We start from the raw sequence: 25,558 nt of genomic DNA on the forward strand, positions 1-25,558 counted from the left end.
ATTAAAACAAATCCTTTTCTAGACTCTTTGCCGGGAACCTAAACGGCACTGGGCCATCCGCATCACCCTGCAAGAATTGCTGCACTCTCGGGTCGTCATTGTTGTACAACTCTTCAGGAGTTCCCGCAGCAATGATTTTGCTATCGGCCATGAGGTAAACCCAATCCGCAATACTCATCACCTCTGGAACATCGTGAGAAACGACAATCGAGGTTAAACCCAAGGCTTGATTGAGGTTACGGATAAGCTCAACCAAAACACCCATAGTGATTGGGTCTTGGCCAACAAACGGTTCATCGTACATGATGAGCTCTGGATCCAAAGCAATCGCACGAGCCAAAGCCGCTCGCCTTGCCATGCCACCAGACAACTCACTCGGCATCAATTGAGCCGCACCACGCAACCCTACCGCTTCAAGTTTAAGCAAAACAACGGTACGAATAAATTTCTCGTTAAGCTCAGTATGCTCACGAAGGGGAAATGCCACGTTATCAAAGACATTGAGATCCGTAAAAAGTGCACCCGACTGGAAAAGCATGCTCATTTTTTTACGGGCTTGGTATAACTTACGGCGCGACAACGCTGGAATATTATCGCCATCAAACCACACTTCCCCAGCATCTGGAGGCAGTTGACCGCCAATCAAACGAAGTAAGGTGGTTTTACCAATCCCAGACGGTCCCATGATCGCAGTAATTTTGCCTTGAGGTACCTCTAAGCTAATGTCATCAAAGATAACTCGCTCGCCTCGAGAGAAGCTGAGGTTTTTAACCTTCACAAGCTCAGTATTCAACATGACCTGTTGTTTCCTTGCTCTAAAAAACATCAATTATGGCTGTAATAATAATGAGTCTACTTTAGAATTAAAAGCACTGTTCGATTAATTACATAAAACAAAAAGACAGGCAGGGATTTGAAAGCATTGAAAAATTCACCTTTCGAGTGCATTTCTTTATCACTAACCCTGAATTAATTTGTAGAGTGACTTCCCTTTTATCTATCAACAAGTCAAAATTAGCGGTTAATTCTCCGTTTTTTATTAATTTTTAGGAATCATCATGCTTGAAGCGATTGCGTTTCTCATTATCGGTCTAGGTTTTTTGGTGTGGAGTGCAGATAAACTGGTTTATGGAGCCGCTGCTCTTGCCCGCAACTTCGGTATTTCACCTTTAGTTATCGGTATGACGATTCTTGCAATGGGATCTTCTGCGCCAGAAATGATGGTTTCAGCAACAGCTGCTCTCGACGGAAAAACAGATACTGCAGTTGGTAACGTTTTAGGTTCTAACATCGCTAACATCGCTCTGATTTTAGGTATTACAGCGCTTATCAAGCCACTATCTATCAGCTCTGGTGTGATTCGCCGTGAACTACCATTGATGATTGGTGTCACTCTACTTGCAGGCGCTTTGCTGTGGGACAACCATTTAGGGTTCTACGAAGGCGTGTTGTTGTTTGTTCTTTTTGCCGCATTCTTATTCGCAATGCTACAAATCAGCCGCAGTGAGAAAAAGAACGGCGATGCATTCCTTGAAGAGCAAGAATCTGAAGTTCCTGAAGGCGTAAGCAACCCTAAAGCCGCAATGTGGGTGGTGGTTGGTCTAATTGTTCTGCCTCTCGCTGCCAATATGTTGGTTGATAACGCGGTTGTTATCGCTAAGTTCTTTGGCATGAGCGACCTTGTAATTGGTTTAACTATCATTGCCGTTGGCACTAGCCTACCTGAACTTGCAGCGTCTCTTGCAGGTGTAATGAAGGGTGAAGATGATATGGCTGTAGGTAATATCATCGGTTCAAACGTATTCAACATTCTTGCGGTTATGGGTATTCCGGGCATCTTAAACCCATCCATATTGAGTGAATTTGCGATGGGTCGTGATTTCTGGGTAATGCTAGGCGTATCGCTACTGCTTGTTGTAATGGCACTCGGTAAATCTCGTAGTGTGAATCGTATTGAAGGTGGCGTATTGATTGTGACGTTTGTGGCGTATCAAAGTTACCTACTAATGAACATGTCAGCTTAATTATTGATTTAACTTCCCGTACTTGGAGTATTTGATGTCTCAGTCATTCGATTATCGCAGTGTTGCAAAGCAAGTTTTGGAAACCGAAGTTGCAGGTCTTACTCAATTGGACCAATATTTTAATGATGATTTTTGCAAAGCTTGCGACCTTATCCTGAACAACAAAGGAAAAGTGGTTGTGATGGGCATGGGGAAATCTGGTCACATCGGCAACAAAATAGCAGCAACATTGGCAAGTACAGGTACATCCGCTTTCTTCGTACACCCTGGGGAAGCCGCGCACGGTGATCTAGGCATGATCGGAGCTGGCGATGTCGTAATAGCGATATCCAACTCGGGTGAATCAGGTGAGATCCTGAGCCTATTCCCAGTATTGAAACGTTTGAACATCAAGATCATCAGCATGACCGGTAAGCCAGCTTCAAACATGGCGACGTTATCTGATATTCATTTACAAATATCAGTGCCAGAAGAAGCGTGTCCATTAGGGCTTGCGCCAACAACCAGCACTACAGCAACCTTGGTGATGGGTGATGCATTAGCCGTCGCACTTTTACAAGCCAGAGGCTTTACTGCGCAAGATTTTGCTTTGTCTCACCCTGGCGGCGCTTTGGGTCGACAACTATTATTGAAGCTTGAAGATATCATGCACACTGGTGATGCACTTCCTGTCGTTGCACCTAACGCCCTAGTCAGAGATGCTCTACTAGAGATATCGCAGAAAGGTCTCGGTATGACCGTGGTTGTTGGCGATGACGGTCAAATGGCGGGTATTTTTACCGACGGTGATTTACGTCGTATTCTAGATAAGCGCGTTGATATTCATAGCACGCAGATCGGCGATGTAATGACACAAAACCCAACCGTTGCAGAGCCAAACATGCTCGCGGTTGAAGGCTTAAATCTGATGCAAGCAAAAAGCATTAATGGTTTGATGTTATGCCATGAAGGCAAGCTCGTCGGTGCCCTAAATATGCATGACTTACTCAAAGCAGGAGTAATGTAATGACAAACACAGTAGAAACCTTATACGGCACAGCAGACGCAGCCGTATTCGAATTAGCAAAAGATATTAAGCTGCTGATTTGCGATGTCGACGGCGTATTCTCAGATGGTCGCATCTACATGGGCAACAACGGCGAAGAACTGAAAACCTTCCACACTCGTGATGGTTACGGCATTAAATCACTGATGAACGCAGGCATTGAAATCGCGATCATCACCGGCCGTAAATCTCAAATTGTTGAGAACCGTATGACAGCTCTTGGTATTAAACTTATCTACCAAGGTCAAGATGATAAAGTTAAAGCCTACCAAGATATTTGCGATAAGCTTTCTGTAGACCCAATCAATACGGGTTACATCGGTGACGATCTGATCGATTGGCCAGTGATGGAAAAAGTTGGCTTGAAGGTATGTGTGGCAGATGGTCACCCACTGCTTGCTAGACGAGCGAATTACGTGACAACCATTAAAGGTGGTCATGGTGCGGTGCGCGAAGTGTGCGACCTTATCCTACAAGCAAGAAATGAACTCGACATGCATAAAGGTTTAAGCATATGAGTTTTACTCGTATTATCTATTTAATACTCATATTTATTGCTTCTTGGTCGACCTATTACTTGTTCGACAAAGAGCAACAATCAACGATACAAGTAGCTCCAAATTTAGAGCTGCCGGCTTTTAGTGGCAAAAGTTTAGATAACATCAGCTATGACGAAAGCGGTATTCGTAGCTATCAGGTTGAATCAACCTACTTGGAGCACTACTCCGTTGTTGGCGATACACATTTTCAAAACCCCGTTCTCTCTGTTTTCCGCGAAGGACATACGATTGAATGGCAAGTGACCGCAGATCGCGCGATCATGGATGAAAATCAAGTCGTTACTTTTTATGATAACGTGGTAGCCAAGAACCTATTGCCAGATGCGAGCTTCGATACCATGACAACCGATAAAATGGTTGTTGAGCTCACTAGCCGAGATTTTTATTCAGAGACTCCGGTCCATATGATCGGTACATTTTTTGAAACTGAGGGACAAGCAATGAAGGGTAACTTCGGTACCAACAATGCAACCCTCTTTAATTCTGTTCAAGGTAGATATGAAACTCTTACCCCTTAGTTTACTTGCTTTTGCCTTTGCTGCGCCAAGCGTATACGCCCTATCTTCGGATAGCGAGCAGCCTGTCTATATTGATTCAGACAGTCAGCAGCTGGATATGAAAAGCAACAAAGTCACATTCATCGGCGATGTTGTTCTTAAGCAGGGCAGCATCAATATCAATGCTGATAAAGTGATTGTTACTCGAAACGCGGTCAACGGTGAAATTGAAGAAATTCAAGGCTTCGGCAAGCCTGCAACCTTCTCTCAGTTGACTGACGACGGGAAGACACTCTACGGCGAAGCTGACGACTTACATTACCAGCTTGTTGCTGACAGATTGATCATGACTAAGAATGCCATGCTATCTCAAGATGGCAGCATCATTCGTGGTTCTAAGATCACTTACCAGATCGGCTCTCAAAAATTAGTCGCTGACAGTGGTGAGAACAAACGTGTATCAACGGTTTTACAACCTACTGAAGTGAACAAGTAATCATGGCAGTCCTTACAGCAAAGAACCTAGCGAAAACATACAGCAAGCGTAAAGTCGTGACCGACGTAAGCTTACAGGTAGAGTCCGGCCAGATCGTAGGATTACTTGGGCCCAACGGCGCAGGTAAAACCACGTCTTTCTATATGATTGTTGGCTTAGTTGCGCGTGATGAAGGCACTATCAGCATTGATGATCTCGATATCAGTATCTTGCCAATGCACAGTCGTTCACGCCTTGGAATTGGTTATCTGCCTCAAGAAGCGTCGATTTTCCGTAAGTTGTCAGTTGAGAACAACATCATGGCCGTTTTACAAACCCGTGATGAGCTGACTCACGAACAGCGTCAGGATAAGCTAGAAGACCTGCTTGAAGAGTTCCATATCCAACATATCCGAACCAGTAATGGTATGGCTCTGTCGGGTGGTGAGCGCCGTCGTGTTGAGATTGCCCGCGCACTTGCAGCCAATCCTCAGTTTATTCTATTGGATGAACCATTTGCTGGTGTTGACCCAATATCGGTTATTGATATCAAAAAAATCATTGTTCACCTGCGCGATCGCGGCTTAGGCGTTTTGATTACCGACCACAACGTGCGCGAAACATTGGACGTGTGTGAAAAAGCTTACATTGTGAGCCAAGGACACCTGATTGCAGAGGGTACTCCTGAAGATGTTCTCAATAACGAACAAGTTAAACAAGTTTATCTAGGCGAACAATTCCGTCTATGATTATATAGAGAGTATCGAGAGTTCTTAGAATAATAACTAGGTAAGTACCACTGAATGAAACCCTCATTACAACTTAAGCTAGGCCAACAGTTAGCAATGACTCCTCAATTGCAGCAAGCGATCCGTTTGTTGCAATTGTCTACATTAGATTTGCAGCAAGAGATTCAAGAAGCACTAGAATCCAACCCACTACTCGATGTCGAAGAAGGCAATGAAGAAGCGCCTGCATCAGAAGAGAAACCTAGCAGTGACGAGAAAGAAACAGTTGAAACCGCAGAGCCGGACTTACCTGATAGCTCCGAATTAATCGAAAAATCAGAGATTGGCAACGAACTAGAAATCGATACCACTTGGGAAGACGTTTATAGCGCGAATACCGGAAATACGGGTATTGCCATTGACGACGATATGCCCGTCTACCAAGGCGAAACAACTCAAAGCCTGCACGACTACCTACTTTGGCAACTCGACCTCACACCGTTCTCTGAAACTGACAGAACCATAGCCTTTGCACTGATTGATGCCATTGATGACTATGGGTACCTCACCGTTACGTGCGAAGACATCCTTGAGAACTTCGACAACGAAGAGATCGAGCTTGATGAAGTAGAAGCTGTACGCAAAAGAATCCAACAGTTTGATCCGCTTGGTGTGGGTTCTGTGAATCTTCAAGATTGCTTGCTACTACAACTGGCCACCTTCCCTCAAGACACACCTTGGCTCAACGAAGCTAAGTTAGTACTTACTAGCCATATCGATCAACTCGGTAATCGTGATTACAAACTGGTCATCAAAGAAACCAAGTTGAAAGAAGCAGAACTACGTGAAGTTTTGCAGCTCATTCAACAACTGGACCCTCGCCCTGGCAGTAAGATAACCCCAGACGAAACTGAATATGTCGTTCCCGATGTATCGGTCTTCAAAGATCTGGGCAAATGGTTAGTGACCATTAACCCCGATAGCGTGCCTAAACTAAAAGTAAATCAGCAGTACGCTGACTTAGGTAGCAAAGGTAATAGCGCCGATAACCAATACATCCGCTCAAATTTGCAAGAAGCGAAATGGTTAATTAAGAGCCTAGAAAGCCGAAATGAGACGCTACTCAAAGTTGCACGATGTATTGTTGAACATCAACGCGGTTTCTTCGAACATGGCGCAGAAGCCATGAAGCCGATGGTACTGAATGATGTGGCTTTAGCTGTCGACATGCACGAATCGACTATTTCTCGTGTAACGACTCAGAAATTCATGCACACCCCTCGTGGCATATTTGAACTCAAATACTTTTTCTCTAGCCATGTCAGTACTGACAATGGCGGTGAATGTTCATCGACAGCAATTCGCGCGCTCATTAAGAAGCTTGTCGCGGCTGAAAATACCGCAAAACCTCTCAGTGATAGTAAGATTGCTGCTTTACTGGCTGACCAAGGAATTCAGGTAGCTAGACGTACGATAGCGAAATACCGTGAGTCTCTGGGCATTGCCCCATCGAGTCAGCGTAAACGTCTGCTATAAACTTATTTAGTTAGCTATTTAAGTTTTATATCAGGCAACAAACTGAAAAGGAAAGTCTATGCAAATCAATATTCAAGGCCATCACGTTGATCTTACCGATTCAATGCAAGACTATGTTCACACCAAATTCGACAAACTTGAACGCTTTTTTGACCATATCAATAGTATTCAAGTTGTTTTAAAAGTTGAGAAAATCAATCAAATTGCAGAAGCGACCCTTCATATAAATCAAGGCGAAATTCATGCAGCAGCAACAGATGAAAGTATGTATGCTGCGATTGATTCATTGGTTGATAAACTCGTCCGCCAACTCAACAAACACAAAGAAAAGCTAAGTAGTCACTAACATGCAATTAAGCGAAGTACTTTCATTGGACTGCACCAAAAGTGCAGTCCAATGCACAAGCAAAAAAAGAGCCCTTGAGCTCATCAGTCAAATCGCCGCTGAAAGCTGCGGTCAAGATTCAACAGAACTGTTTGAGTGCATGTTGAGCCGTGAAAAGATGGGCAGTACTGGTATCGGTAATGGCATCGCTATTCCGCATGCTCGTATGAATGTCAGTGATAAAGCGATTGCTGTATTACTGCAATGCCAAGAACCCATCGAATTTGATGCGATTGATAACCGTCCTGTCGACCTATTATTTGCTCTGCTTGTTCCTAGTGAACAATGTAAAGAACATCTAAAAACCCTTTCTTGTATGGCAGAACGACTTAACGATAAGCAGACCCTTAAACAGTTGCGTAATGCTCAGAGTGATCAAGAGCTTTACGACATCATGATTCAAGTGCCAACTTGCGAGCAATAGCATGCGATTAATCGTTGTTAGTGGCCAATCTGGGGCCGGTAAAAGTGTTGCGCTACGAGTCCTTGAAGACTTGGGGTATTACTGTGTTGATAACCTACCAGTAAATCTACTCAGCGACTTTGTCGAATCAGTACGCGAAATCAATCAGAACGTTGCCGTCAGCATTGATATCCGGAACCTGCCGAAAGAACCGAAATTGGTCACAGATACGCTAGAGCAGCTAGAATCTGCAACCGACATCGACGTCAATGTGTTGTTCCTAGATGCAAGCAAGCAGACGCTACTGAAACGCTACAGCGAAACGCGCCGAATACATCCTCTTTCGATTGGCCAAGACAAGCTATCACTTGAACAAGCTATCGACTTAGAGAAAACCCTTCTGACACCTCTCGCAGAGCAAGCTTGCATCGTCATTGATAGCAGTGACTGCAATCTTTACGAGTTAAGTGAAAAGGTTCGATTTAAAGTTGAAGGAAAAGAGAAGCAAGAGTTAATCATTGTCTTTCAATCTTTCGGTTTTAAATACGGTCTACCCAGTGATGCTGACTATGTATTTGATGTTCGTTTCTTGCCGAACCCTCACTGGGAACCGGCTCTTCGACCATTGACTGGGCTTGATGCGCCTATTCACTCTTTTCTGGAAAAACACTCTGAAGTGCTTGAACTCAAACAGCAGATCCAAGGCTTTGTTGAGCAATGGTTACCGATGTTAGAGAAGAACAATCGCAGTTACCTAACGGTCGCGATTGGTTGTACCGGTGGCAAACATCGCTCAGTGTATTTAACGCAGAAAATTGGTGAGTACTTCGACCAACTTGGACACCAAGTTCAAATTAGACACGCCTCCCTAGAGAAACAACAGCAGGTTTAACCATGGAATTAACTCGAACTGTACTGATCCAAAACCGTTTGGGTCTTCATGCTAGAGCGGCGGTAAAGTTAGTTGAACTCGCACAAAGCTTTGATGCCACGATCACTATCCATAGTGAAGAAGACAAAGTCGCGACAGCCGACAGTGTTATGGGGCTGCTCATGCTGGAATCAGCACAAGGGCAACATATCACAATTCAAGCCGCGGGGACTGATTCGCAACAAGCCTTGGATGCTGTCTGCCATTTAATTGAAGACAAGTTTGATGAGGGCGAGTAGCTCGAAATCACGACGCCAAATACCCAATGGTCCGGAGCAACTTCCGGACACGATTAAATCTTAGTTCTGCCTAAGTTAATGATTTAAATAAGCCCCAGAATTAAGTTACTATTCCAAGCATTGTTAGAATAATGAGATAGGAGGAAAATATGGCAGAGCAATTAGAATTCGACCAAGCTCACCAAACCCTCCAAGAAGTCAGCGAAGCCCTAGAAAACGGCCGATTTGTTCACGTACGCCGACTACTTCAGGACATGGAACCTGAAGATATTGCACACCTTTTAGAAGCCTCCCCTCGCAAAAGTCGTGATGTACTCTGGCAACTCACCGATCCTGAAGACTACGGTGAAATTCTTGATGAGCTAAACGAAGACGTCAAAGATGCTCTTGTGTCAAAAATGGCACCAGAAACCTTGGCAGAAGCAACCGAAGGTATGGAAACCGATGACGTCGCGTACGTACTTCGAAGCCTACCCGACGATGTTTCTCGCGAAGTCCTTTCTCAAATGGACTCCGTTGATCGTGCTTTAGTTGAAACAGCACTATCGTACCCTGAAGATTCAGCGGGTGCGTTAATGAACACCGACGTAATCACGATCCGTGGTGATGTCGATGTTGAAGTCGTCCTGCGTTATTTACGTATGCGTGGTGAGTTACCTGACGCTACCGATGCATTGTATGTTATCGACGATGATGAACGCCTCATTGGTAACCTATCGCTCAGCACACTGATTACGACGCAACCCGATGTTGCGGTTTCCGAAGTGATGGAAGATGCCGACGAAGCTATCGCGGTTGAAACCAGTGCCTCAGATATCGCCAGCCTATTCGAACGTCGTAACTGGGTGTCAGCTCCTGTTGTCGATGTAAATCAACATCTTGTCGGTCGTATCACGATCGATGATGTGGTTGATGTCATTCGTGAAGATGCCGAACACTCGATGATGAGTATGGCGGGTATGGACGATGACGAAGATACATTCGCTCCGGTCGTAAAATCCGCTCGCCGCCGTAGTGTGTGGTTAGGCGCAAATGTTTTGGCAGCACTCGCCGCAGCGTCTGTGTCTAATATGTTTGAAGCGACACTGAATGAGATGGCAGCCATCGCTGTTTTGATGACCATCGTACCGTCCATGGGCGGTGTTGCTGGCAACCAAACCGTCGCTCTGGTCATTCGTGGTTTAGCACTTGGTCACATCGGTGACAGTAACAAACGCGAACTACTCCTCAAAGAAGCCTCTATCGGCTTCCTTAATGGCATTCTATGGGCCGTTATCATTGGCGGTATAGTCGTAGCTTGGAAAGGCAATTGGATCTTGGGAGGCATCATCTCAGCAGCGATGATGACAAACTTGATTGTCGCAGGTATTGCAGGTGTAACAATTCCTGTGATGCTGAAGAAGATGAATATCGACCCCGCGCTTGCTGGCGGTATGGCTCTCACCACGGTAACCGATGTGATTGGCCTATCGGTGTTCTTAGGCTTAGCAACCATACTGATCTAGCGAAGATGAACAGATAGCCAACTTTTGGCGAAAAACAAAAAGGGAGCTATCAGCTCCCTTTTTAATTCATCAGATTAGCTTTAATTGAATTACTCGCCTGCGACTTTCATCGACTCAAGCAAGATAGAACCGGTTTGAATCTGAGAACGCATTTCAACGTCGTTACCTACCGCTACAATCTGAGTGAACATGTCTTTTAGATTGCCCGCGATCGTCACTTCCGATACTGGGTATTGGATCTCTCCATTCTCAACCCAGAAACCAGCTGCGCCACGAGAGTAATCACCGGTTACGGTATTCACACCTTGACCCATCACTTCAGTCACAAGGAAACCTGTGCCTAATTCTTTTAGCATTTGCTCAAAGTTTTGACCGGTAGATTTAACGAACCAGTTATGGATACCACCAGCATGGCCTGTCGGTGTCATTTCCATCTTACGTGCTGCATAGCTAGTAAGAAGGTAAGTTGCTAACACACCATCCGTGATAATTTCACGATCTTGAGTGTAAACACCTTCGCTGTCGAACGGGCTTGAAGCCAAACCACGTAAGATATGTGGACGCTCAGAGATATTGAACCAATCAGGTAGGATTTTCTGACCTAGATGATCCAGTAAGAACGAAGACTTACGGTAAAGGTTACCACCACTAATTGCCATCACAAGGTGACCAATTAGGCCTGTAGCGACGTCGTTAGCGAACATAATTGGATATTGACCTGTTGGAAGCTTCTTCGCATCCAAACGGCTTACAGTCTTTTCTGCGGCTTCTTGACCAACACGCTCAGGCGTCCAAAGCTCATCACGGTGACGTGCAACGGTGTAGCTGTAATCACGTTCCATTTCGCCATTAGCACCTTCACCGATCACACAGCAGCTTGTGCTATGACGGCTTGATGCGAAGCTGGCTAGCAAACCGTGGCTATTACCATAAACTTTAACGCCATAATGGCTGTCGTAGCTTGCGCCATCACTTTGTTTGATCTTGTCGCTGTAAGCGAGTGCTTGTCTTTCAGCAGCAATCGCAATCTCAGCGGCATAGTCTGGATTCGGCTCATCTGGGTGAAAAAGATCCAAATCAGGAATTTCTTTCACCATATATTCTTTAGGTGCTGGACCTGCAAACGGGTCTTCAGAAGTGTATTGAGCAATATCAAGCGCGGCTGCGACGGTTTGAGCAATCGCCTTCTCGCTCAGATCAGATGTAGATGCGCTGCCTTTCTTCTGGCCGCGATAAACAGTAATGCCTAGAGCACCATCACTATTAAATTCAACGTTTTCCACTTCACACATACGTGTTGAAACACTTAAACCCGTTGACTTAGTAATAGCGACCTCAGCTGCGTCTGCACTCACTGATGCCATATCCAACGCTTTAGCTACTGCGGCTTCTAGCTCAACTCTTTGCTGGGCGACTTGCTGTTTTACATCCATATCTATTCTAATTTTTTAGGTCAATATTACGTAGGATAACAAGAATTTCGCTTTCTCCCCAAGATTCTTGCTAAAATAGGCAATATATTCGTTTGAGATAGTGACATAGGCAGAAAAGATGGCTCGCAAAAACCAAAAAGCCCCATGGGAACCAGAAGAAGAAATCATCTGGGTAAGTAAGACTGAAATGAAAACGGACATGGACGCCCTGCAAAAGCTGGGAGAAGAGCTTGTTGAACTAAAGCCTTCTATTCTTGATAAGTTTCCTTTGTCTGAAGATCTGGCTTTAGCGATTAAAGATGCACAGCGCTTTAAAAATGAAGCAAAGCGCCGTCAGCTTCAATACATTGGTAAAGTAATGCGCAATGTAGATCCAGAGCCGATTCAAGCGGCTTTAGATAAGATTCGCAACAAACACTCTCAAGCAACAGTTGAACTGCACAAACTAGAGCAACTGCGTGACCGCGTTGTTGCTGAAGGCGATGCTGCCATTTCAGACGTGATGGATATGTACCCTGAAGCAGACCGTCAACGTCTTCGTCAGCTAGCTCGTCAAGCTAACAAAGAGAAAGCGGCAAATAAACCTGCTAAGTCTTCTCGTGAAATCTTCCAAATCTTAAAAGAGCTAAAGCTAGGCGACTAATTTTTGCCTCCCTTTACTCAGAAAGATAATAAAAGACCTAGCAGATGCTAGGTCTTTTTGTATTCGACGCTCTCAATATCAAAAAATGCTCAATATCGAGCTCAGTCGTTATTCTCCGGCTCGAACAAATGAACTCAATTCGCCTTGTGGGTGATCGACAGTTAGCGCGTCTATCGAGTCTTCGACTAAAACCTTACCCAGTGCCACAAACACAAACTTGTTCGCGATACTGCGCGCATCACCTAAGTGGTGTGTCACCATCAAAACAGTAATGTTTCGCTCTGCTGCTAATCGCTTAACTAAGCTCAGCATCTCTTCACGAAGCAAAGGATCAAGTGCAGAAAAGGGCTCATCAAGCAGCCAAATATCATGCGGCTGCACAAAACATCGAGCTAGCGCAACACGCTGACGTTGCCCCCCCGATAAGTGCTCAGGCAATCTATCCAAATACTCCGCGACCCCAACTTGTGCGGCAGCTTGCTCAACTTCGAGCTTTTGGGTTGCGGTAAGCTTTAACCCTGGATGCAGCCCTAAACCAATATTTTCACGCACGGTAAGATGGGCAAACAGATTATGTTCTTGGAACAGCATAGCCAATGGGCGTTGATGCGCCTCTTTACCTATCAAGGACTGCCCTGCTACCGAGATCTCACCCGATGTAGGCTCAATAAAACCAGCCACCAGCGCCAGCAGTGTGGATTTACCCGCACCACTCGGCCCCATCAATGCAACAATGTCGCCCTGCTCTGCTTGAAAATCAAAACGAAACAACTCTTGGTGATAGTGGTAGTCCACATCTTTCATCACTAACATCATCGGTTCCTTAACTTTTTAGCATTGAGATTTGAGGTTCGAGTAAATAAAAATTCAATCAGACTAAAACTGCCCACACTCAACAACAATAAACTCACTGACACCACTGCCGCCGCTTCCATTTGATAGCTGCCTAACAATTGGAATAGATACAAAGGCAGAGTTCTAAAGTCTTGGCTACCAAATAAGGCAATCGCACTTAAGTCGCCCATCGCTAGCATAAAACTGATTGAGAATGCGTGAGCCATAGGTTTACGCAGTGCGCGCCATTCCACTAGTCTGAATCGGGTGAACCCCGTCATCCCTAAACTCGCACACACATACTGATATTGCTGAGACAGGTGCAGCATAGGTTGAGCTAAGGTTTTAATCACATAAGGTAGTGCCATCAAGCTGTTCACGGCGATCACAATAAAGAAAGCCAAGCTGAACACATCGGTAAATGAACGCAACAATAAGAAGAGACCAGTACTGATCACTAGCCCCGGCGTCACTAAAATAATAGTGCCAATCAACTCGATTTTATCGGCTCTAAAATTCTTGTTCTGCAAGCGCCATGCACGACTGGTCAGCAATATCGCAATACCAATAAAAACGGCGATAACACTGGCCAAGGAAGCGACACGAACCGAAGTCATTAACGCTGCCCAAAACGGTTCACTGCTGAGCACAGTTAAAGCTTGTGAGTTAATACCACTAAAGATAACCATAGCTAAAGGCGGCAATACCAGCATTGAGACTACGATGATCCAAAAGCTATCCCAAGCTTTTGACCACCAGCTGTCCTTAACCAAATATTTCTCTTCCGACAGCTGACTGGCCGTCACTGAAATAGGTTTAGATAGGCGTTGAATACTCACCGCTAATACACCACACAACAGCATTTGCCATATTGCGAGTAACGCACCCGCTTGCAGGCCAAAATCGAATTTAATCGCTTGATAGATGGCTAGCTCGATAGTGGTCGATTTCGGGCCGCCGCCAAGAGCCATCACGGTAGCAAAGCTAGTAAAACACAACATGAAGACCAAACCACAAACATGTGGCAGTTGTTGCCTTAAACGCGGCCATTCGACCCATTTAAATTTATTCCAGTGACTCATACCCAAATGAGCACACAGCTTGTGCTGCTCGGCAGGCACGGTATCCAAAGCCTGTAAAAGCAGACGGCTAGCATAAGGCAAATTAAAGAAGACATGCGCGAGCAAAATGCCATTCAAACCATAAATCGAGAATGGCAATTCAATGTCGAAGTTAGCCAAAAATTTAGCTAACCAGCCACTGTTGCCATAAATCGCGAGCAAGCCAAATACACCGACCAACACAGGCAGAACCAAGGTCGACGCGAACAGCCTGAGCAACAGAGCTCGTCCAAAAAATTGCCTGCGACACAGAGCGTGCGCAATGGGTATAGCAAAGCCAACACTCAGTAAAGTTGAGAACGTCGCTTGATAAAAACTGAATTTCGTTACATGCCAATAGTAAGGGTCGGACCATACTTGGCTGATATCAAGAGAAGGGGCATTGCTAAGCAATGCCCCAACTGCTGAAACCACGAAGGCGGTAATGAGTATCGCAACCCAGATCCCGACCTTAGGTGTTCTCTTTATCATAAATTGATTTTTTACCGTAAATAGTTCGCTCAAAGTATATCGAACGAACCTTTAAATACAGAAAGCTAATTTTTTAAAATACGTTAAAAAGTAAGTGCACTCTGCCATTCACGGATCCAAGGCTTGCGCTTAGCGGCGATTTCTTCAGGCGTAAAGCTCAGAGCTTTCTGCGGTACCGTTAACTGCTCGAACCCTTTTGGTAGTTCGATGTCGGTCACTGGGTACATCCAGTTACCCGTTGGCATCGCTGATTGGAACTCGTCACTCAGGATAAATGCCATAAATTCATCAGCCAGCTTTTCGTTCTTGCTGCCTTTGACCTTAGCTGCCACTTCGACTTGAGTGTAATGACCTTCTTCAAAGCTTGCTGCTGCGTACTTAGAATCACTTTCTGCAATGATGTGGTAAGCCGGAGAAGTCGTGTAAGACAGGACTAAGTCCGACTCGCCTTCTAGGAACATAGAGTAAGCCTCAGACCAACCTTTAGTCACAGTAACCGTTTTCTGAGCGAGCTTCTTCCACGCGTCTGTCGCTTCATCACCATAAACAGACTTCATCCATAGCATCATGCCTTGACCTGGCGTTGAAGTACGTGGGTCTTGGTAGATAACCTTGAGGTCGTCACGCTGCTCAACCAATTCTTTCAAACTCTTAGGCGGATTTGCTAATTTCTCTTTGTTATAGATAAACGCAAAGTAACCAAAATCATAAGGAACAAAGGTACTGTCGTTCCAGCCGTTAGGAAGTGTCACTGATGACGTATCAACACTATGTTCAGCCAATAAGCCCGTCGCTTTCGCTTCAGCCATTAGATTATTATCTAGGCCTAACACGATGTCTGCTTTGCTATTACCACCTTCAAGACGCAAGCGGTTAAGAATAGACACGCCATCTTCTAGCGCGACAAAATTCACATCACAGCCACACTTTTCTTCAAATGCTTTCTCAACAGCAGGACGAGGGCCCCAATCCGCAGCAAAAGAATCATAGGTATATACAGTTAGAGTATTGTCTGCAGCAACGGCAGAAAAAGAGATGGCTGTAGTAACAGCAAGGGTTGTTAATGTGAATTTCACTGGACGCTCTCCATGGTCTGAGCGGCACAGGTTTGAGGGAGGAGAACGGTAGAAGTTGTTCCTAACTCAATTCCTACGCCAGCATTATCTGGTTCAGGTTTACGGGTCCCAAGCACTTGCTTGATCTCAGCTCGCATTCACTATTTGAATGGTTCGCTCCCCGATGAGTGTTCAGAATTGTAATTCGAATTTTAACAATAAGCTATCAAGTTTGGATCAATTACGTTGATCGTAACCCCAACGTGGCACTAAACCTTGCTCGATACCAAGATGATCCAGAATTCGCGCCACCATAAAATCGACCAGATCTTCGATCGACTTAGGTTGGTGATAAAAACCCGGAGCCGCAGGCATGATCGTGACGCCCATGGTCGAAAGTTTGTGCATGTTCTCTAAGTGCAACGTAGAAAATGGCGTCTCACGAACCACCAACAACAGCTGACCTCGCTCTTTCATAACCACATCTGCTGCTCGCTCGATCAGATTATCTGATAAGCCATGAGCAATTGAAGCCAAGCTTCCCGCTGAACATGGACAAACGACCATCTGCTTCGGCGCTGCAGAACCAGAGGCAACCGGTGAGAACCAATCATCTTTGCCACACACCACCAGCTTTTCTGGGGCGCAACCTAAATGCTTAACTAAAGCTTGTTTCGCAGCATCTGGCCCAGCAGGTAACTTAAGTTCATGCTCTGTCGCCAACACCACTCGCGCTGCCGACGATATCAGTAAATAGACCTGATAATCTGCCGCTAATAAGCATTCAAGTAAACGCAGTCCGTAAGGCGCACCAGATGCGCCAGTGAAAGCGAGGGTTATAGCTTTATCGTGTTTTGTCATGTTCTCAATTACTTCAAATTATAAGGTCTTGGATCCGTTAGCCCTTGAGTGCCAACGCATCCAACAGTTTCTGGTGAATACCACCAAAGCCACCATTACTCATTACCAAGATTTGGTCGCCCGCTTGTGCCTCTGAAACAATTTTAGCAACGAATGCATCCATGTCATCACTTACGTGCGCGGGTTGATGGCACGCATCGGCAACGTCTTGTACAGACCAATCAATGTTATCCGGTTGGAATAAGTAGGTAGAATCCGCCTGCTTGAGCGAATCAGCCAAGGTTTCTTTGTGCACACCGCGCTTCATGGTGGCGGAACGAGGCTCTAAAACGGCAATGATTTTCTTTGTGTCGACCTTATTACGTAAGCCACCGAGCGTAAGTTCAATCGCTGTAGGATGATGTGCAAAATCGTCATAGACAGAAACACCTGCTACTTCGCCTTTAAACTCTAAGCGACGCTTGGTATTAATGAACGTCGCCAGTGATTCGCACCCTAAGTCAGGCGTAACACCAACATGTCTTGCCGCCGCTATCGCCATCAGAGCATTGCTTACGTTATGATCGCCAACCAAATCCCAGTCTACGGTTCCAACACATTCGCCTTGGAAGAACACCTCAAATTTGGAACCATCTTTAACTAACTTCTTGGCATCCCAATCACCGAGTTCACCACTCGACTCAGTTTCACTCCAGCAACCACGAGATAACACATCTTGGATCGCGGTATCTTGCTTCGGTGAGAAAATACGACCATTGCTTGGCACTGTGCGAACCAAATGATGGAACTGTCGCTTGATCGCTTCAAGGTCATCAAAGATATCTGCATGGTCGAATTCGAGATTGTTCATCACTAACGTTCTTGGGTGGTAATGAACAAACTTAGATCGTTTATCAAAAAAAGCACTGTCGTATTCGTCGGCTTCAACCACGAAGAACATGCTTTCACCAAGGCGAGCAGAGATACCAAAGTTACCCAATACACCACCGACAAGGAAGCCCGGAGCGTAACCGCAATCTTCAAGGATCCAAGCCAGCATGCTCGATGTTGTGGTCTTACCATGCGTACCTGATACGGCCAGAACCCAACGGTCATGCAGTAAGAATTCTTGCAACCACTGCGGTCCTGATGTGTATCTAAGGTTGTTATCTAAGACATACTCAACGCACGGGTTGCCACGGCTCATCGCATTGCCAATGACCACCAAGTCAGGTCTTGGTTCTAATTGGCTCGGGTCGAACCCTTCAATAATCTCAATCCCCTGAGACTCCAACAAGGTGCTCATTGGAGGGTAAACATTCGCGTCACTACCAGTAACCTTGTGACCTAATTGACGAGCCAATACCGCAGCACCACCCATGAAGGTGCCACAAATTCCTAAGATATGAATATGCATATATTGCTTCCAAACGCTTGGCTAAATGAGCCATGTCTAAATCAAACTACTTGCACTCATTATCATTAAATGGCGATTAAAAGCGAGTCACAATGCAAAACAAATTTAGTCGACATAGTAAGTGAGATCTGTGTCGCTTAGTTCATTACCATTAAAAAGATCTAACCTTTAGAATTTAGGTAAGCGTCTAGATGAATAAAGCCCATATAAGAGGCTAATTCTAAAGTGCTCAAATCCCCCCTAATATTCAGAGAAGTTTAAGGAAATAACATGTCTGAGATGCGCACCCTTGGTGAATTCATTGTTGCAAAACAAAATGACTTCCCCCATGCAAGCGGTGATCTATCATCCCTTTTGTCATCAATTCGTCTTGCTGCGAAAATTGTTAACCGCGAAATTAACAAAGCAGGTCTTGTCGACATTACTGGCGCTGTTGGTACAGACAACGTTCAAGGTGAAGAGCAACAAAAGCTAGACCTATACGCGAACGACAAGTTTAAAGCTGCACTTGAAGCCCGAGACCAAGTTTGTGGTGTGGCGAGTGAAGAAGAAGACGAAGCCGTTGCCTTCAATAAAGAGCTCAACAAAAACGCAAAATACGTCGTGCTGATGGATCCACTTGATGGATCTTCAAACATTGATGTGAATGTATCGGTTGGTACAATTTTCTCTATCTACCGTCGAGTATCTCCGATTGGTACTCCGCCAACACAAGAAGATTTCCTACAACCTGGACACAAACAAGTTGCCGCAGGTTACGTAATTTACGGTTCTTCAACCATGCTTGTTTACACAACAGGCGCTGGCGTAAATGGCTTCACCTACGATCCATCACTGGGTACCTTCTGTCTATCTCATGAAAACATGATGATCCCTGATGAAGGCAAGATTTACTCGATCAACGAAGGTAACTACTTCCGCTTCCCAACGGGTGTTAAAAAGTACATTAAGTACTGCCAAGAAGATGAGCCGAGTGACAACCGCCCTTACACCTCTCGTTACATTGGTTCTCTAGTATCAGATTTCCACCGTAACCTGCTCAAAGGCGGTATCTACTTATACCCAAGCACACAAAGCCACCCTCAAGGTAAGCTGCGTTTGCTTTACGAGTGCAACCCAATTGCTTTCCTTATGGAACAGGCTGGTGGTATCGCTTCAGACGGTGTTCAACGTATCATGGATATCAAACCAACAGAGTTACACCAACGTGTACCTTTCTTTGTTGGTTCAACAGACATGGTTCGTAAAGTAGAAGAGTTTCTTGAACTTAACCAAGACTAATCCTCTCGTTTATTTCTCAAAATAACGCTATTAAAAAAGCCAGCATTCACATGCTGGCTTTTTGTTTGATCACTCAAAACACATAGCTACTGAGGGTTGTCCCGCTTACACCAGTCACCCGAAAGTATTTCTTTATTAGCTGTTAGATCAAGCTGATACAAATATACCCATACTAATCCAAATATAGTCTCTATTTGCTCGCGACGATACTCAACAGGAACATCTTCTAGCCGATCGAGCGACTCCAAAATTTCGTCGTTAATGATATAGACCTCGCCAGCGACACTTTTCTTTCCAAAAATCATCGCCGGATAGGCACCTAAATCAAAAAGGGCAAATGTATCTGGTGTATCAAAGCGCCCCAACAACTCACAATGCTGCAAATAGTGATGATTGGATTGGCCTTGTCTCAACGTGCCATAGACGAACACAAGATGCTGCATAAACCCTCCACAAGCCATTCACACCGGAGCTTCGATGAATGGCTGAAACATTATCTACTCAAACTCAAATTGATAAAGAAGGTCCACTGCACTGTCTAGACCTGATACGGCTTCAACATAGAGATCCTGCATCAGTCGGTAACGAACGGTAAACTCACCTAACGAGTTAAAGATACCCACGCCATACTTCACCTGTAAACCAGGCAGAATATAGCCACTTACCGTTACTTGCGAGTCATCCCCAGAACCTGCGGTATCCAGTTGTAAATCTTGCACACCAAACGCTTCGCCAATTTCGCCGACAACCTTACCGCTTTTCGCCAAGCTCAAGCCAATTAAGGTGGTAGTCATCGAACCGCTCGACTCACCATCAATATCTTGGCCACGCAAAATATAAGACAGCGCATTTGCTTGAGGCATCGCAGGGTCAGAATAAATCTCGATGGTCGGCTCTGTCGCCGGGCCAGTCACTCGAATACCGGCGGTCACGTCATCCTGTGTGTTGTCAGGGTTACGTATCGCGTTGATTGCTACGTATGGCTGATCCGGAGGACCATTCATTAGAATCTTACCCTCTTCGATCAACAGATCTTGTCCGAATGATTGGTAAGTACCATCGACGATGTTCACTTCACCGGTAATGAATGGGCCTTGATCTTTTTGAGCGACATTAAGCTTACCAACCAACTCACCTTCAAGGCCGAAAGCGGAAAGTTTAAAGTCATCACCAATTGAGATATTAATATTGGTCATCACATTGAATGGAATCGTGTCTTCGTTTTCTGGCTCAAGATCTTTATTCAAGATAACTTGATCAGAAGAGACGCCAACCGCTGACGGTGGTAAGTCTTCGACAACAATACGTCCCCAAGGCAATGCAATATCACCCGTAATTTTTGCAAGCTCAGGCGTGACATCAATGGTCATGTCAGGAACAACCTTAACCTTAACCATCGGTGGGATATCAACCATCAACTCGTCAGCAAAGACTCTCACGTTAGAGTGCCATGCTTGAAGATCCTGCCAGTCCCCGGAACCCTCAATATCAAGATGGCCATCCGGTGTTTCAACATTGGCATCCAACTTGGCGCTGTAGCCGTCAAAATCGAGGTCAATGCGGCCGCCTTTAATATCCACTGGCGTGACATCGCCTTTGACTTGAATACCATCAACAGAAAATTGACCAAAGACTTGAGGATGCATCAAAGAGCCTTTTACTTTTAAATCACTCTCAAGATCCGCCTTCAATAGGCTGTATTCACCAAGAATCGGCTGTAAGAAATCCAGATGGAATGTTGTCAGCTTAATTGCCGCATCAACCATTTTGTCTTCAGCGAGGATATCCGGTAGCGACACCGTACCAGACAGGTCGCCATTATCAGACACATCCAGTTTAAAATCGGCGTTCAGTTGGTTGTCTTTCAGCTGTGCATTTAATGCAACGCTTTCCCAACCTAATGTGATCGGCTCTCCAACTTGCTGAACAACCTGACCTTTCGGCATATCGACGCTAACCGTCACCTCCGGTTCACCTTGTTCCGACCACTTAGCATGAGCGGTCGCATTCACTAAGCCCTGTAGTTGTGTCTCTTTAGGCACAAAGGCTTTAATCTGTTCGAAGTCGAATTGGTTGATCGCCAATTTGGCCTCACCCGACTTCCCGACACGAACGTCTTCATCCAGACATACACTCGAATCCGATTGATTCCAACAGTGTGCTTGTACATCGGCAAACTGCTTATCGACATCCGCCTTAATCGCGACAGGTTGGTCTAATACCCAAGGTCCCTGTTGCGTGGTAATTTTGACTCTGTCTAACGACCCATCCCAAATAAGAGAAGGCTTTTGAATCAACTCACCGGAAATAGCTAAGCTTGTAGACACGATGTCGGATATCACATCAAGTGTCACGGTATGCTTCTTCTCACCACCACTCACCGTTAAGTCGATGCTCTCAACGCTTTGGTCTTGGTAGGTTAAGTTTTTGGCATTTAATACAAGATCAGCTTGAGCTTCAGGCAATGGCAGTGGCACCACAGAGCCATTGAGCGACAAGGATTCCAGTGTAGCCTCGCTATTCCAATCGACCTTATCAACATTTAAAGCAAGATCGACTTCAGGCTCTTTCGTTGGACCGCTCAGTTGGATGCTACCGATCACTCTGCCTTTCAACTCAGGAATACTTTTTGCGAGCTCAGGGAAGAAGATATCAACGCCCATGTCCCATTGCTTATCAAGCTCACCCAAAGCCTTAATCGAGTTAACACCGTGAGCTAAGCTCAAGCCGCTGGTTTTCAGTTTAGGTTCACCGCTCGCGCTGCGATCAGACGCTGACAACTGGCCTTCGATATCCAGAGGGTATTCTCGCAAGATCCCTTCTATATCTAACTTAGGCAGCTCAATTGCCCAACCACCCGCTTCGGTCAACTCACCCGAAGTGATGATGCTACCGCTAATATTACCTTCGGCTTCTGGCCACTGCAGGCCCGGTTGAATGTCTTTGAGCGTCACATCGGCTTGCCAATTAACGAGCTTCTTCCAGTTCGCTTTCACTACACCATTTAGTTCACCACCCAAGGTATTCAGTTTCAAGCGTTCAAGTTCAATCTGTTCCGTAGTCCCTTTGCCTTGCAGATCTATTGTTAAGGCCGGAATTTCCTTACCATCAGCCTCACCTTTAAGCTGCACATTAAAACCATCTAATGAGCCATCGGCTTTGAATTTCTCAATTGCAGCTTGGTAGTCACTTTTACCAGTAAGAGGCCATTGCGCTTTACCTCTCTCCAAAAGAAGGTCAAATGGCAGAGTTGGCTCTAAAGGTTGAATCTCCCCAGACAGTTTTGCCTCTATCAATTCAGAAAACTGAGACTCTAGGCTTAACTTAGCCACGCTGCCTTGTGCTTTCAGCGATAACTTCTGACCAGCAAGATCGGTTTCTTTCACCAAAGCATCTAAAGAAAGATCTAACGGGTAGCCCTCTTTAAGCTCAACCTTAGCCGCAAGGCTAGCGCTTGCTTGTGGCATATCGAGCTCTAGAGCGGAAACATCTACCGTATGTTTACCTGCTCGAGCTTCTAGCCCAAGGTGGTTCACTACAATTGGGGTTTCTTGTTCTAAGGTGAAACGGTTTAGGTCAAAACGCTCCAGTACAACCTGTAAAGGAATCCAGACTTCAGGTAGCTCGATCGCAGTTTTAGCGGTTGATTCTGGCTCTACTGTTTCGGTTTGCGGTTCTTCTGTCGACTCAGCAAGCTTAACCTTTAGGTCATTGAACAAGGTTGGCGACACCGTCAGCTTTTCACCCTGCATGCTCAGAGCGGTTGAGAACAAACCCCATTCGATCTCATGACCCAAGATATTCAGTTTGATATCAGACAAAGCGATGCGATTGATCACGATTGGTAGCGGTGTTTTCACCGATGTCACTGGCGGAGTCGGTTCTGTTTCTTCTGTAGAGGCAGGAGGCAATTCAGTAAATGCGAAGTCCAATCCTTGAATCGCCAAGCGGTCGACACACAACTTAGGATCGAGTAAGCAGCGAGGATTAATCGCCAAATTCAGCTTTTGAACCTTGGTGTCGATATGCAGGCTGTCATCTTTAAACTGAACATTATTAAGCGTAAAACTTGGGAACAGAGCCCCTTTGGTGCTTTCTACTTTAAGTTGTGGCAGTGCTTTTTCAGCGCCCCATAGCACTGTGTTCAATCCTGGATTGGTGAATAAAACAAAACCGAGCAGGGCTATCAACAACAGCAAAATAGACGTCAACGAAATTGACGTCCATTTAATGCATTTGCCCATCACTTTGATCATAATTCTGGCCCTAAACTAAAGTGCAGTTGGAACTCATCGCCTTTCTTCGCATCTAGACCCCAAGCAAAATCTAAACTCACAGGACCGACAGGCGATGCCCAACGAACCCCGACACCGGTACCATGTTTCCATTCAGGCTTGTCATTGAATGCATCACCAATATCGTAGAAAGCCGCCCCCCACCAATTACCAACCAAGCGGTATTGGTATTCAAACGAGCTGGTTGCAATGAATTTTGCACCCGTTAGTGCACCACTTTCATCACGAGGAGAGATAGATTCATAACCATAACCACGGATACTGTTGTCACCACCAGCAAAGAACCTCAGCGAGGGAGACAGTTTCTCAAATTCATCGGCAAAGTTTCCGCCGAATTGAAGTCGAGTTAAGCCACGGTGATTGTTACCGATGCTGCGAATCCATGCCGTTTGTCCTTGAAAACGCACGACTTTAGTTTCAGACAATAAGGTGTCATCGCCCGCTTCAACCATGATGGTTTGCTTGTCGCCCCACATTGGCATCGAGCCACCACGAGTTCGAGTTCGCGAAAAAGAGATACCCGGCAACACGAATTGCGCTAAGTCATCTTGCAGGCCTTGTTCATAGTTTTCGATCAAGTATCGAATGAACACTGTGCGTTGCCAGCCGTTATCCAGACGCCAATACCTTTCTAAGGCTAAGTTTGACTCCAAACTCTTAGTATCACGGTTATCTAAGTTCTTCATGCCGTACTTAATTTGATAATAGTCATTAAGTACGTCATCTAACGGAATCTTATAAGTCGCAGTAATCGTCTGTTCGGGCTTAGAAATTGATAGGCTGCTATTGAAGCTATGGCCTCGGTCGTTAACCCAGGGCTTCTTCCATTTAAGGGTACCTTTTACACCAAGATCGGTTGAAACACCGATACCGGTTTCGATTTGATTACGCGCTTGCGGTGCAAGGCTGACCTTCATCGGAATTTCTCTTCCCTCACCCAGCTCGCTTAAATCCGGTTCAACAAATACAGAAGAGAACCAATCCGTATTAGATAGGTTTTGGTTATACTCGCCGACTTTGGTAATCGAATAAGGTTCGCCATCTTCAAAGGGTTTGAGTGATTGCACCTTGTCATCTCTGATCTGGCTGCCAGTAACCTGAGTCGTGCCAAAGTGATAGCGAATACCACTGTTGTAATGAAGACGAACGTAAGCACGGTTTAATTCCGGGGCAACCTCTAACTTGCTGACCTCATACGCACCATCAAAATACCCTTTCGCTAATCCAAGGTTGCGCATTGAAGATTTCAAAGAGTCGTAACTACCATGATTGAGAACCGAGCCTTTAGAAAGCTTGCTCTTGGCGATCAAAGCCAAAAAGTCAGGATCATCTTTTGCTTCGCCGCTAAGCACGATATCAGATGTATAAATGAGAACCGGTTCGCCCGGCTCAACAGAAACAATGAGCTCAGAATCATCTTCAGAATGAGAGAATTTGATTGTAGGTTGGTAGTAACCCAACGCATTGAGGGCTTCTTTGATCATAGATTCCAAACGAGATTGGAACCTCAGTGAAATCGCATACTCTTCTTCAGGAATGGCACTTAGATAAGCATCAACATTGTCCTCAAGCGCTCCATCAAGCCCTTTAATCTCAAGGGATACGTCGGCATAAGCAAGCGTCGATGACAGTAGAGTGCCAATCAGAACTGGTAAAGTTTTTCTTATCATGTTTAATTGGTTGAAGAAGTTATCAATACGTTAATAAGTGAAAAGAAATAATACCGCTAAAAAGCCATTGAGTCTGTAACAAATCTGGTAATAACACGGTCTAATTTAAAGACTTAGTCAATATTAACCAACCGTTAATATGAACCTAGAGTTAAATTAAACCAACGCGG

Annotated in this window: 24 protein-coding genes and 1 riboswitch; of the genes, 14 read left to right on the forward strand and 10 right to left on the reverse strand. The window is 45.2% G+C overall.

Annotation, left to right across the window (positions count from 1 at the left end; genetic code table 11):
• Window position 1: 1 nt before the first annotated feature.
• On the reverse strand, window positions 2-796 hold the full coding sequence (gene mlaF / locus QUF19_RS15060; protein ID WP_102438154.1) for a phospholipid ABC transporter ATP-binding protein MlaF: 795 nt from the start codon (window positions 794-796) through the stop codon (window positions 2-4).
• Between the two features lie 262 nt (window positions 797-1,058).
• Here mlaF and QUF19_RS15065 point away from each other — a divergent pair, with 262 nt between their 5' ends.
• The 12 genes from QUF19_RS15065 to mgtE all read left to right on the forward strand — a co-directional run bounded on the left by QUF19_RS15065 (window position 1,059) and on the right by mgtE (window position 10,328).
• Window positions 1,059-2,024: a calcium/sodium antiporter gene (locus QUF19_RS15065; RefSeq protein WP_017107773.1), complete on the forward strand. Its 966-nt coding sequence runs from the start codon at window positions 1,059-1,061 to the stop codon at window positions 2,022-2,024.
• 34 nt (window positions 2,025-2,058) lie between these two features.
• Window positions 2,059-3,030: an arabinose-5-phosphate isomerase KdsD gene (kdsD, locus tag QUF19_RS15070; RefSeq protein ID WP_286294799.1), complete on the forward strand. Its 972-nt coding sequence runs from the start codon at window positions 2,059-2,061 to the stop codon at window positions 3,028-3,030.
• A complete protein-coding gene (gene kdsC, locus QUF19_RS15075) occupies window positions 3,030-3,587 on the forward strand; it encodes a 3-deoxy-manno-octulosonate-8-phosphatase KdsC (RefSeq protein ID WP_017107771.1) in 558 nt (185 codons plus the stop codon). Before kdsD ends, kdsC begins: the two co-directional genes overlap by 1 nt.
• Window positions 3,584-4,147, forward strand: coding sequence for an LPS export ABC transporter periplasmic protein LptC (gene lptC, locus QUF19_RS15080; protein WP_286294800.1), 564 nt, complete (start codon window positions 3,584-3,586; stop codon window positions 4,145-4,147). The genes kdsC and lptC overlap by 4 nt, the downstream gene beginning before the upstream one ends.
• Entirely contained in the window at window positions 4,128-4,622 is a 495-nt protein-coding gene (gene lptA, locus QUF19_RS15085) for a lipopolysaccharide transport periplasmic protein LptA (protein WP_017107769.1), read from the forward strand. Before lptC ends, lptA begins: the two co-directional genes overlap by 20 nt.
• Window positions 4,623-4,624: 2 nt before the next feature.
• On the forward strand, window positions 4,625-5,350 hold the full coding sequence (gene lptB, locus QUF19_RS15090) for an LPS export ABC transporter ATP-binding protein (protein WP_017107768.1): 726 nt from the start codon (window positions 4,625-4,627) through the stop codon (window positions 5,348-5,350).
• A gap of 54 nt (window positions 5,351-5,404) precedes the next feature.
• A complete protein-coding gene (locus QUF19_RS15095) occupies window positions 5,405-6,865 on the forward strand; it encodes an RNA polymerase factor sigma-54 (protein ID WP_286294802.1) in 1,461 nt (486 codons plus the stop codon).
• Between the two features lie 58 nt (window positions 6,866-6,923).
• A complete protein-coding gene (gene hpf, locus QUF19_RS15100) occupies window positions 6,924-7,211 on the forward strand; it encodes a ribosome hibernation promoting factor (protein WP_017107766.1) in 288 nt (95 codons plus the stop codon).
• Window position 7,212: 1 nt separating this feature from the next.
• Window positions 7,213-7,674 carry a PTS IIA-like nitrogen regulatory protein PtsN gene (gene ptsN, locus QUF19_RS15105; protein WP_017107765.1) on the forward strand — a complete coding sequence of 154 codons (462 nt, stop codon included), beginning with the start codon at window positions 7,213-7,215 and terminating at the stop codon, window positions 7,672-7,674.
• A gap of 1 nt (window position 7,675) precedes the next feature.
• Complete coding sequence (gene rapZ / locus QUF19_RS15110) at window positions 7,676-8,545, forward strand: RNase adapter RapZ (protein WP_017110570.1); 870 nt, start codon at window positions 7,676-7,678, stop codon at window positions 8,543-8,545.
• Window positions 8,546-8,547: 2 nt separating this feature from the next.
• The gene (locus QUF19_RS15115; protein ID WP_017110571.1) at window positions 8,548-8,823 is read left to right on the forward strand and encodes an HPr family phosphocarrier protein; all 276 of its coding nucleotides are present in this window, start codon (window positions 8,548-8,550) and stop codon (window positions 8,821-8,823) included.
• 149 nt (window positions 8,824-8,972) lie between these two features.
• Complete coding sequence (gene mgtE, locus QUF19_RS15120) at window positions 8,973-10,328, forward strand: magnesium transporter (RefSeq protein ID WP_065104182.1); 1,356 nt, start codon at window positions 8,973-8,975, stop codon at window positions 10,326-10,328.
• 89 nt (window positions 10,329-10,417) lie between these two features.
• Here mgtE and pmbA read toward each other — a convergent pair whose 3' ends face one another.
• Window positions 10,418-11,761: a metalloprotease PmbA gene (gene pmbA, locus QUF19_RS15125; RefSeq protein WP_286294803.1), complete on the reverse strand. Its 1,344-nt coding sequence runs from the start codon at window positions 11,759-11,761 to the stop codon at window positions 10,418-10,420.
• A 118-nt stretch (window positions 11,762-11,879) separates the two neighbouring features.
• Here pmbA and yjgA point away from each other — a divergent pair, with 118 nt between their 5' ends.
• Entirely contained in the window at window positions 11,880-12,404 is a 525-nt protein-coding gene (yjgA, locus tag QUF19_RS15130; RefSeq protein WP_017107760.1) for a ribosome biogenesis factor YjgA, read from the forward strand.
• 108 nt (window positions 12,405-12,512) lie between these two features.
• Here yjgA and thiQ read toward each other — a convergent pair whose 3' ends face one another.
• From thiQ to mpl, 5 genes are all read right to left on the reverse strand, one after another.
• A complete protein-coding gene (thiQ, locus tag QUF19_RS15135) occupies window positions 12,513-13,217 on the reverse strand; it encodes a thiamine ABC transporter ATP-binding protein (protein ID WP_248397876.1) in 705 nt (234 codons plus the stop codon).
• Entirely contained in the window at window positions 13,217-14,830 is a 1,614-nt protein-coding gene (gene thiP / locus QUF19_RS15140) for a thiamine/thiamine pyrophosphate ABC transporter permease ThiP (RefSeq protein ID WP_286294805.1), read from the reverse strand. The genes thiQ and thiP overlap by 1 nt, the downstream gene beginning before the upstream one ends.
• 83 nt (window positions 14,831-14,913) lie before the next feature.
• A complete protein-coding gene (gene thiB, locus QUF19_RS15145) occupies window positions 14,914-15,906 on the reverse strand; it encodes a thiamine ABC transporter substrate binding subunit (RefSeq protein WP_102438139.1) in 993 nt (330 codons plus the stop codon).
• Window positions 15,907-15,959: 53 nt separating this feature from the next.
• A riboswitch (TPP riboswitch) is annotated at window positions 15,960-16,079 on the reverse strand.
• Window positions 16,080-16,122: 43 nt separating this feature from the next.
• On the reverse strand, window positions 16,123-16,746 hold the full coding sequence (locus tag QUF19_RS15150; RefSeq protein WP_099165086.1) for a flavin prenyltransferase UbiX: 624 nt from the start codon (window positions 16,744-16,746) through the stop codon (window positions 16,123-16,125).
• Window positions 16,747-16,783: 37 nt separating this feature from the next.
• Window positions 16,784-18,142: a UDP-N-acetylmuramate:L-alanyl-gamma-D-glutamyl-meso-diaminopimelate ligase gene (gene mpl, locus QUF19_RS15155; RefSeq protein ID WP_286294806.1), complete on the reverse strand. Its 1,359-nt coding sequence runs from the start codon at window positions 18,140-18,142 to the stop codon at window positions 16,784-16,786.
• A 270-nt stretch (window positions 18,143-18,412) separates the two neighbouring features.
• On the opposite strand from mpl, the gene fbp reads away from it, so the two are divergent.
• Window positions 18,413-19,423: a class 1 fructose-bisphosphatase gene (gene fbp / locus QUF19_RS15160; RefSeq protein WP_017107754.1), complete on the forward strand. Its 1,011-nt coding sequence runs from the start codon at window positions 18,413-18,415 to the stop codon at window positions 19,421-19,423.
• 86 nt (window positions 19,424-19,509) lie between these two features.
• Here fbp and QUF19_RS15165 read toward each other — a convergent pair whose 3' ends face one another.
• Genes QUF19_RS15165 through tamA form a run of 3 tightly spaced genes read right to left on the reverse strand, consistent with a single transcriptional unit; the run spans window position 19,510 to window position 25,388 of the window.
• The gene (locus tag QUF19_RS15165; protein WP_286294807.1) at window positions 19,510-19,866 is read right to left on the reverse strand and encodes a gamma-glutamylcyclotransferase family protein; all 357 of its coding nucleotides are present in this window, start codon (window positions 19,864-19,866) and stop codon (window positions 19,510-19,512) included.
• A gap of 54 nt (window positions 19,867-19,920) precedes the next feature.
• Window positions 19,921-23,679 carry an autotransporter assembly complex protein TamB gene (gene tamB, locus QUF19_RS15170; protein WP_286294808.1) on the reverse strand — a complete coding sequence of 1,253 codons (3,759 nt, stop codon included), beginning with the start codon at window positions 23,677-23,679 and terminating at the stop codon, window positions 19,921-19,923.
• Entirely contained in the window at window positions 23,676-25,388 is a 1,713-nt protein-coding gene (gene tamA, locus QUF19_RS15175; RefSeq protein ID WP_286294809.1) for an autotransporter assembly complex protein TamA, read from the reverse strand. Before tamA ends, tamB begins: the two co-directional genes overlap by 4 nt.
• Between the last annotated feature and the right edge of the window lie 170 nt (window positions 25,389-25,558).

The sequence above is a fragment of the Vibrio sp. FE10 genome, assembly GCF_030297155.1.
Lineage (GTDB): Bacteria > Pseudomonadota > Gammaproteobacteria > Enterobacterales > Vibrionaceae > Vibrio > Vibrio apostichopi.

What these genes read in the sequence shown, in the direction of transcription:
- mlaF (WP_102438154.1), bottom strand. Translation starts at nt 796, where the DNA reads ATGTTGAATACTGAGCTTGTGAAGGTTAAAAACCTCAGCTTCTCTCGA.
- lptA (WP_017107769.1), top strand. Translation starts at nt 4,128, where the DNA reads ATGAAACTCTTACCCCTTAGTTTACTTGCTTTTGCCTTTGCTGCGCCA.
- thiQ (WP_248397876.1), bottom strand. Translation starts at nt 13,217, where the DNA reads ATGTTAGTGATGAAAGATGTGGACTACCACTATCACCAAGAGTTGTTT.
- kdsD (WP_286294799.1), top strand. Translation starts at nt 2,059, where the DNA reads ATGTCTCAGTCATTCGATTATCGCAGTGTTGCAAAGCAAGTTTTGGAA.
- tamB (WP_286294808.1), bottom strand. Translation starts at nt 23,679, where the DNA reads ATGATCAAAGTGATGGGCAAATGCATTAAATGGACGTCAATTTCGTTG.
- QUF19_RS15165 (WP_286294807.1), bottom strand. Translation starts at nt 19,866, where the DNA reads ATGCAGCATCTTGTGTTCGTCTATGGCACGTTGAGACAAGGCCAATCC.
- QUF19_RS15095 (WP_286294802.1), top strand. Translation starts at nt 5,405, where the DNA reads ATGAAACCCTCATTACAACTTAAGCTAGGCCAACAGTTAGCAATGACT.
- pmbA (WP_286294803.1), bottom strand. Translation starts at nt 11,761, where the DNA reads ATGGATGTAAAACAGCAAGTCGCCCAGCAAAGAGTTGAGCTAGAAGCC.
- QUF19_RS15115 (WP_017110571.1), top strand. Translation starts at nt 8,548, where the DNA reads ATGGAATTAACTCGAACTGTACTGATCCAAAACCGTTTGGGTCTTCAT.
- yjgA (WP_017107760.1), top strand. Translation starts at nt 11,880, where the DNA reads ATGGCTCGCAAAAACCAAAAAGCCCCATGGGAACCAGAAGAAGAAATC.
- thiP (WP_286294805.1), bottom strand. Translation starts at nt 14,830, where the DNA reads ATGATAAAGAGAACACCTAAGGTCGGGATCTGGGTTGCGATACTCATT.
- fbp (WP_017107754.1), top strand. Translation starts at nt 18,413, where the DNA reads ATGTCTGAGATGCGCACCCTTGGTGAATTCATTGTTGCAAAACAAAAT.
- mpl (WP_286294806.1), bottom strand. Translation starts at nt 18,142, where the DNA reads ATGCATATTCATATCTTAGGAATTTGTGGCACCTTCATGGGTGGTGCT.
- mgtE (WP_065104182.1), top strand. Translation starts at nt 8,973, where the DNA reads ATGGCAGAGCAATTAGAATTCGACCAAGCTCACCAAACCCTCCAAGAA.
- lptC (WP_286294800.1), top strand. Translation starts at nt 3,584, where the DNA reads ATGAGTTTTACTCGTATTATCTATTTAATACTCATATTTATTGCTTCT.
- hpf (WP_017107766.1), top strand. Translation starts at nt 6,924, where the DNA reads ATGCAAATCAATATTCAAGGCCATCACGTTGATCTTACCGATTCAATG.
- tamA (WP_286294809.1), bottom strand. Translation starts at nt 25,388, where the DNA reads ATGATAAGAAAAACTTTACCAGTTCTGATTGGCACTCTACTGTCATCG.
- ptsN (WP_017107765.1), top strand. Translation starts at nt 7,213, where the DNA reads ATGCAATTAAGCGAAGTACTTTCATTGGACTGCACCAAAAGTGCAGTC.
- kdsC (WP_017107771.1), top strand. Translation starts at nt 3,030, where the DNA reads ATGACAAACACAGTAGAAACCTTATACGGCACAGCAGACGCAGCCGTA.
- lptB (WP_017107768.1), top strand. Translation starts at nt 4,625, where the DNA reads ATGGCAGTCCTTACAGCAAAGAACCTAGCGAAAACATACAGCAAGCGT.
- rapZ (WP_017110570.1), top strand. Translation starts at nt 7,676, where the DNA reads ATGCGATTAATCGTTGTTAGTGGCCAATCTGGGGCCGGTAAAAGTGTT.
- QUF19_RS15150 (WP_099165086.1), bottom strand. Translation starts at nt 16,746, where the DNA reads ATGACAAAACACGATAAAGCTATAACCCTCGCTTTCACTGGCGCATCT.
- QUF19_RS15065 (WP_017107773.1), top strand. Translation starts at nt 1,059, where the DNA reads ATGCTTGAAGCGATTGCGTTTCTCATTATCGGTCTAGGTTTTTTGGTG.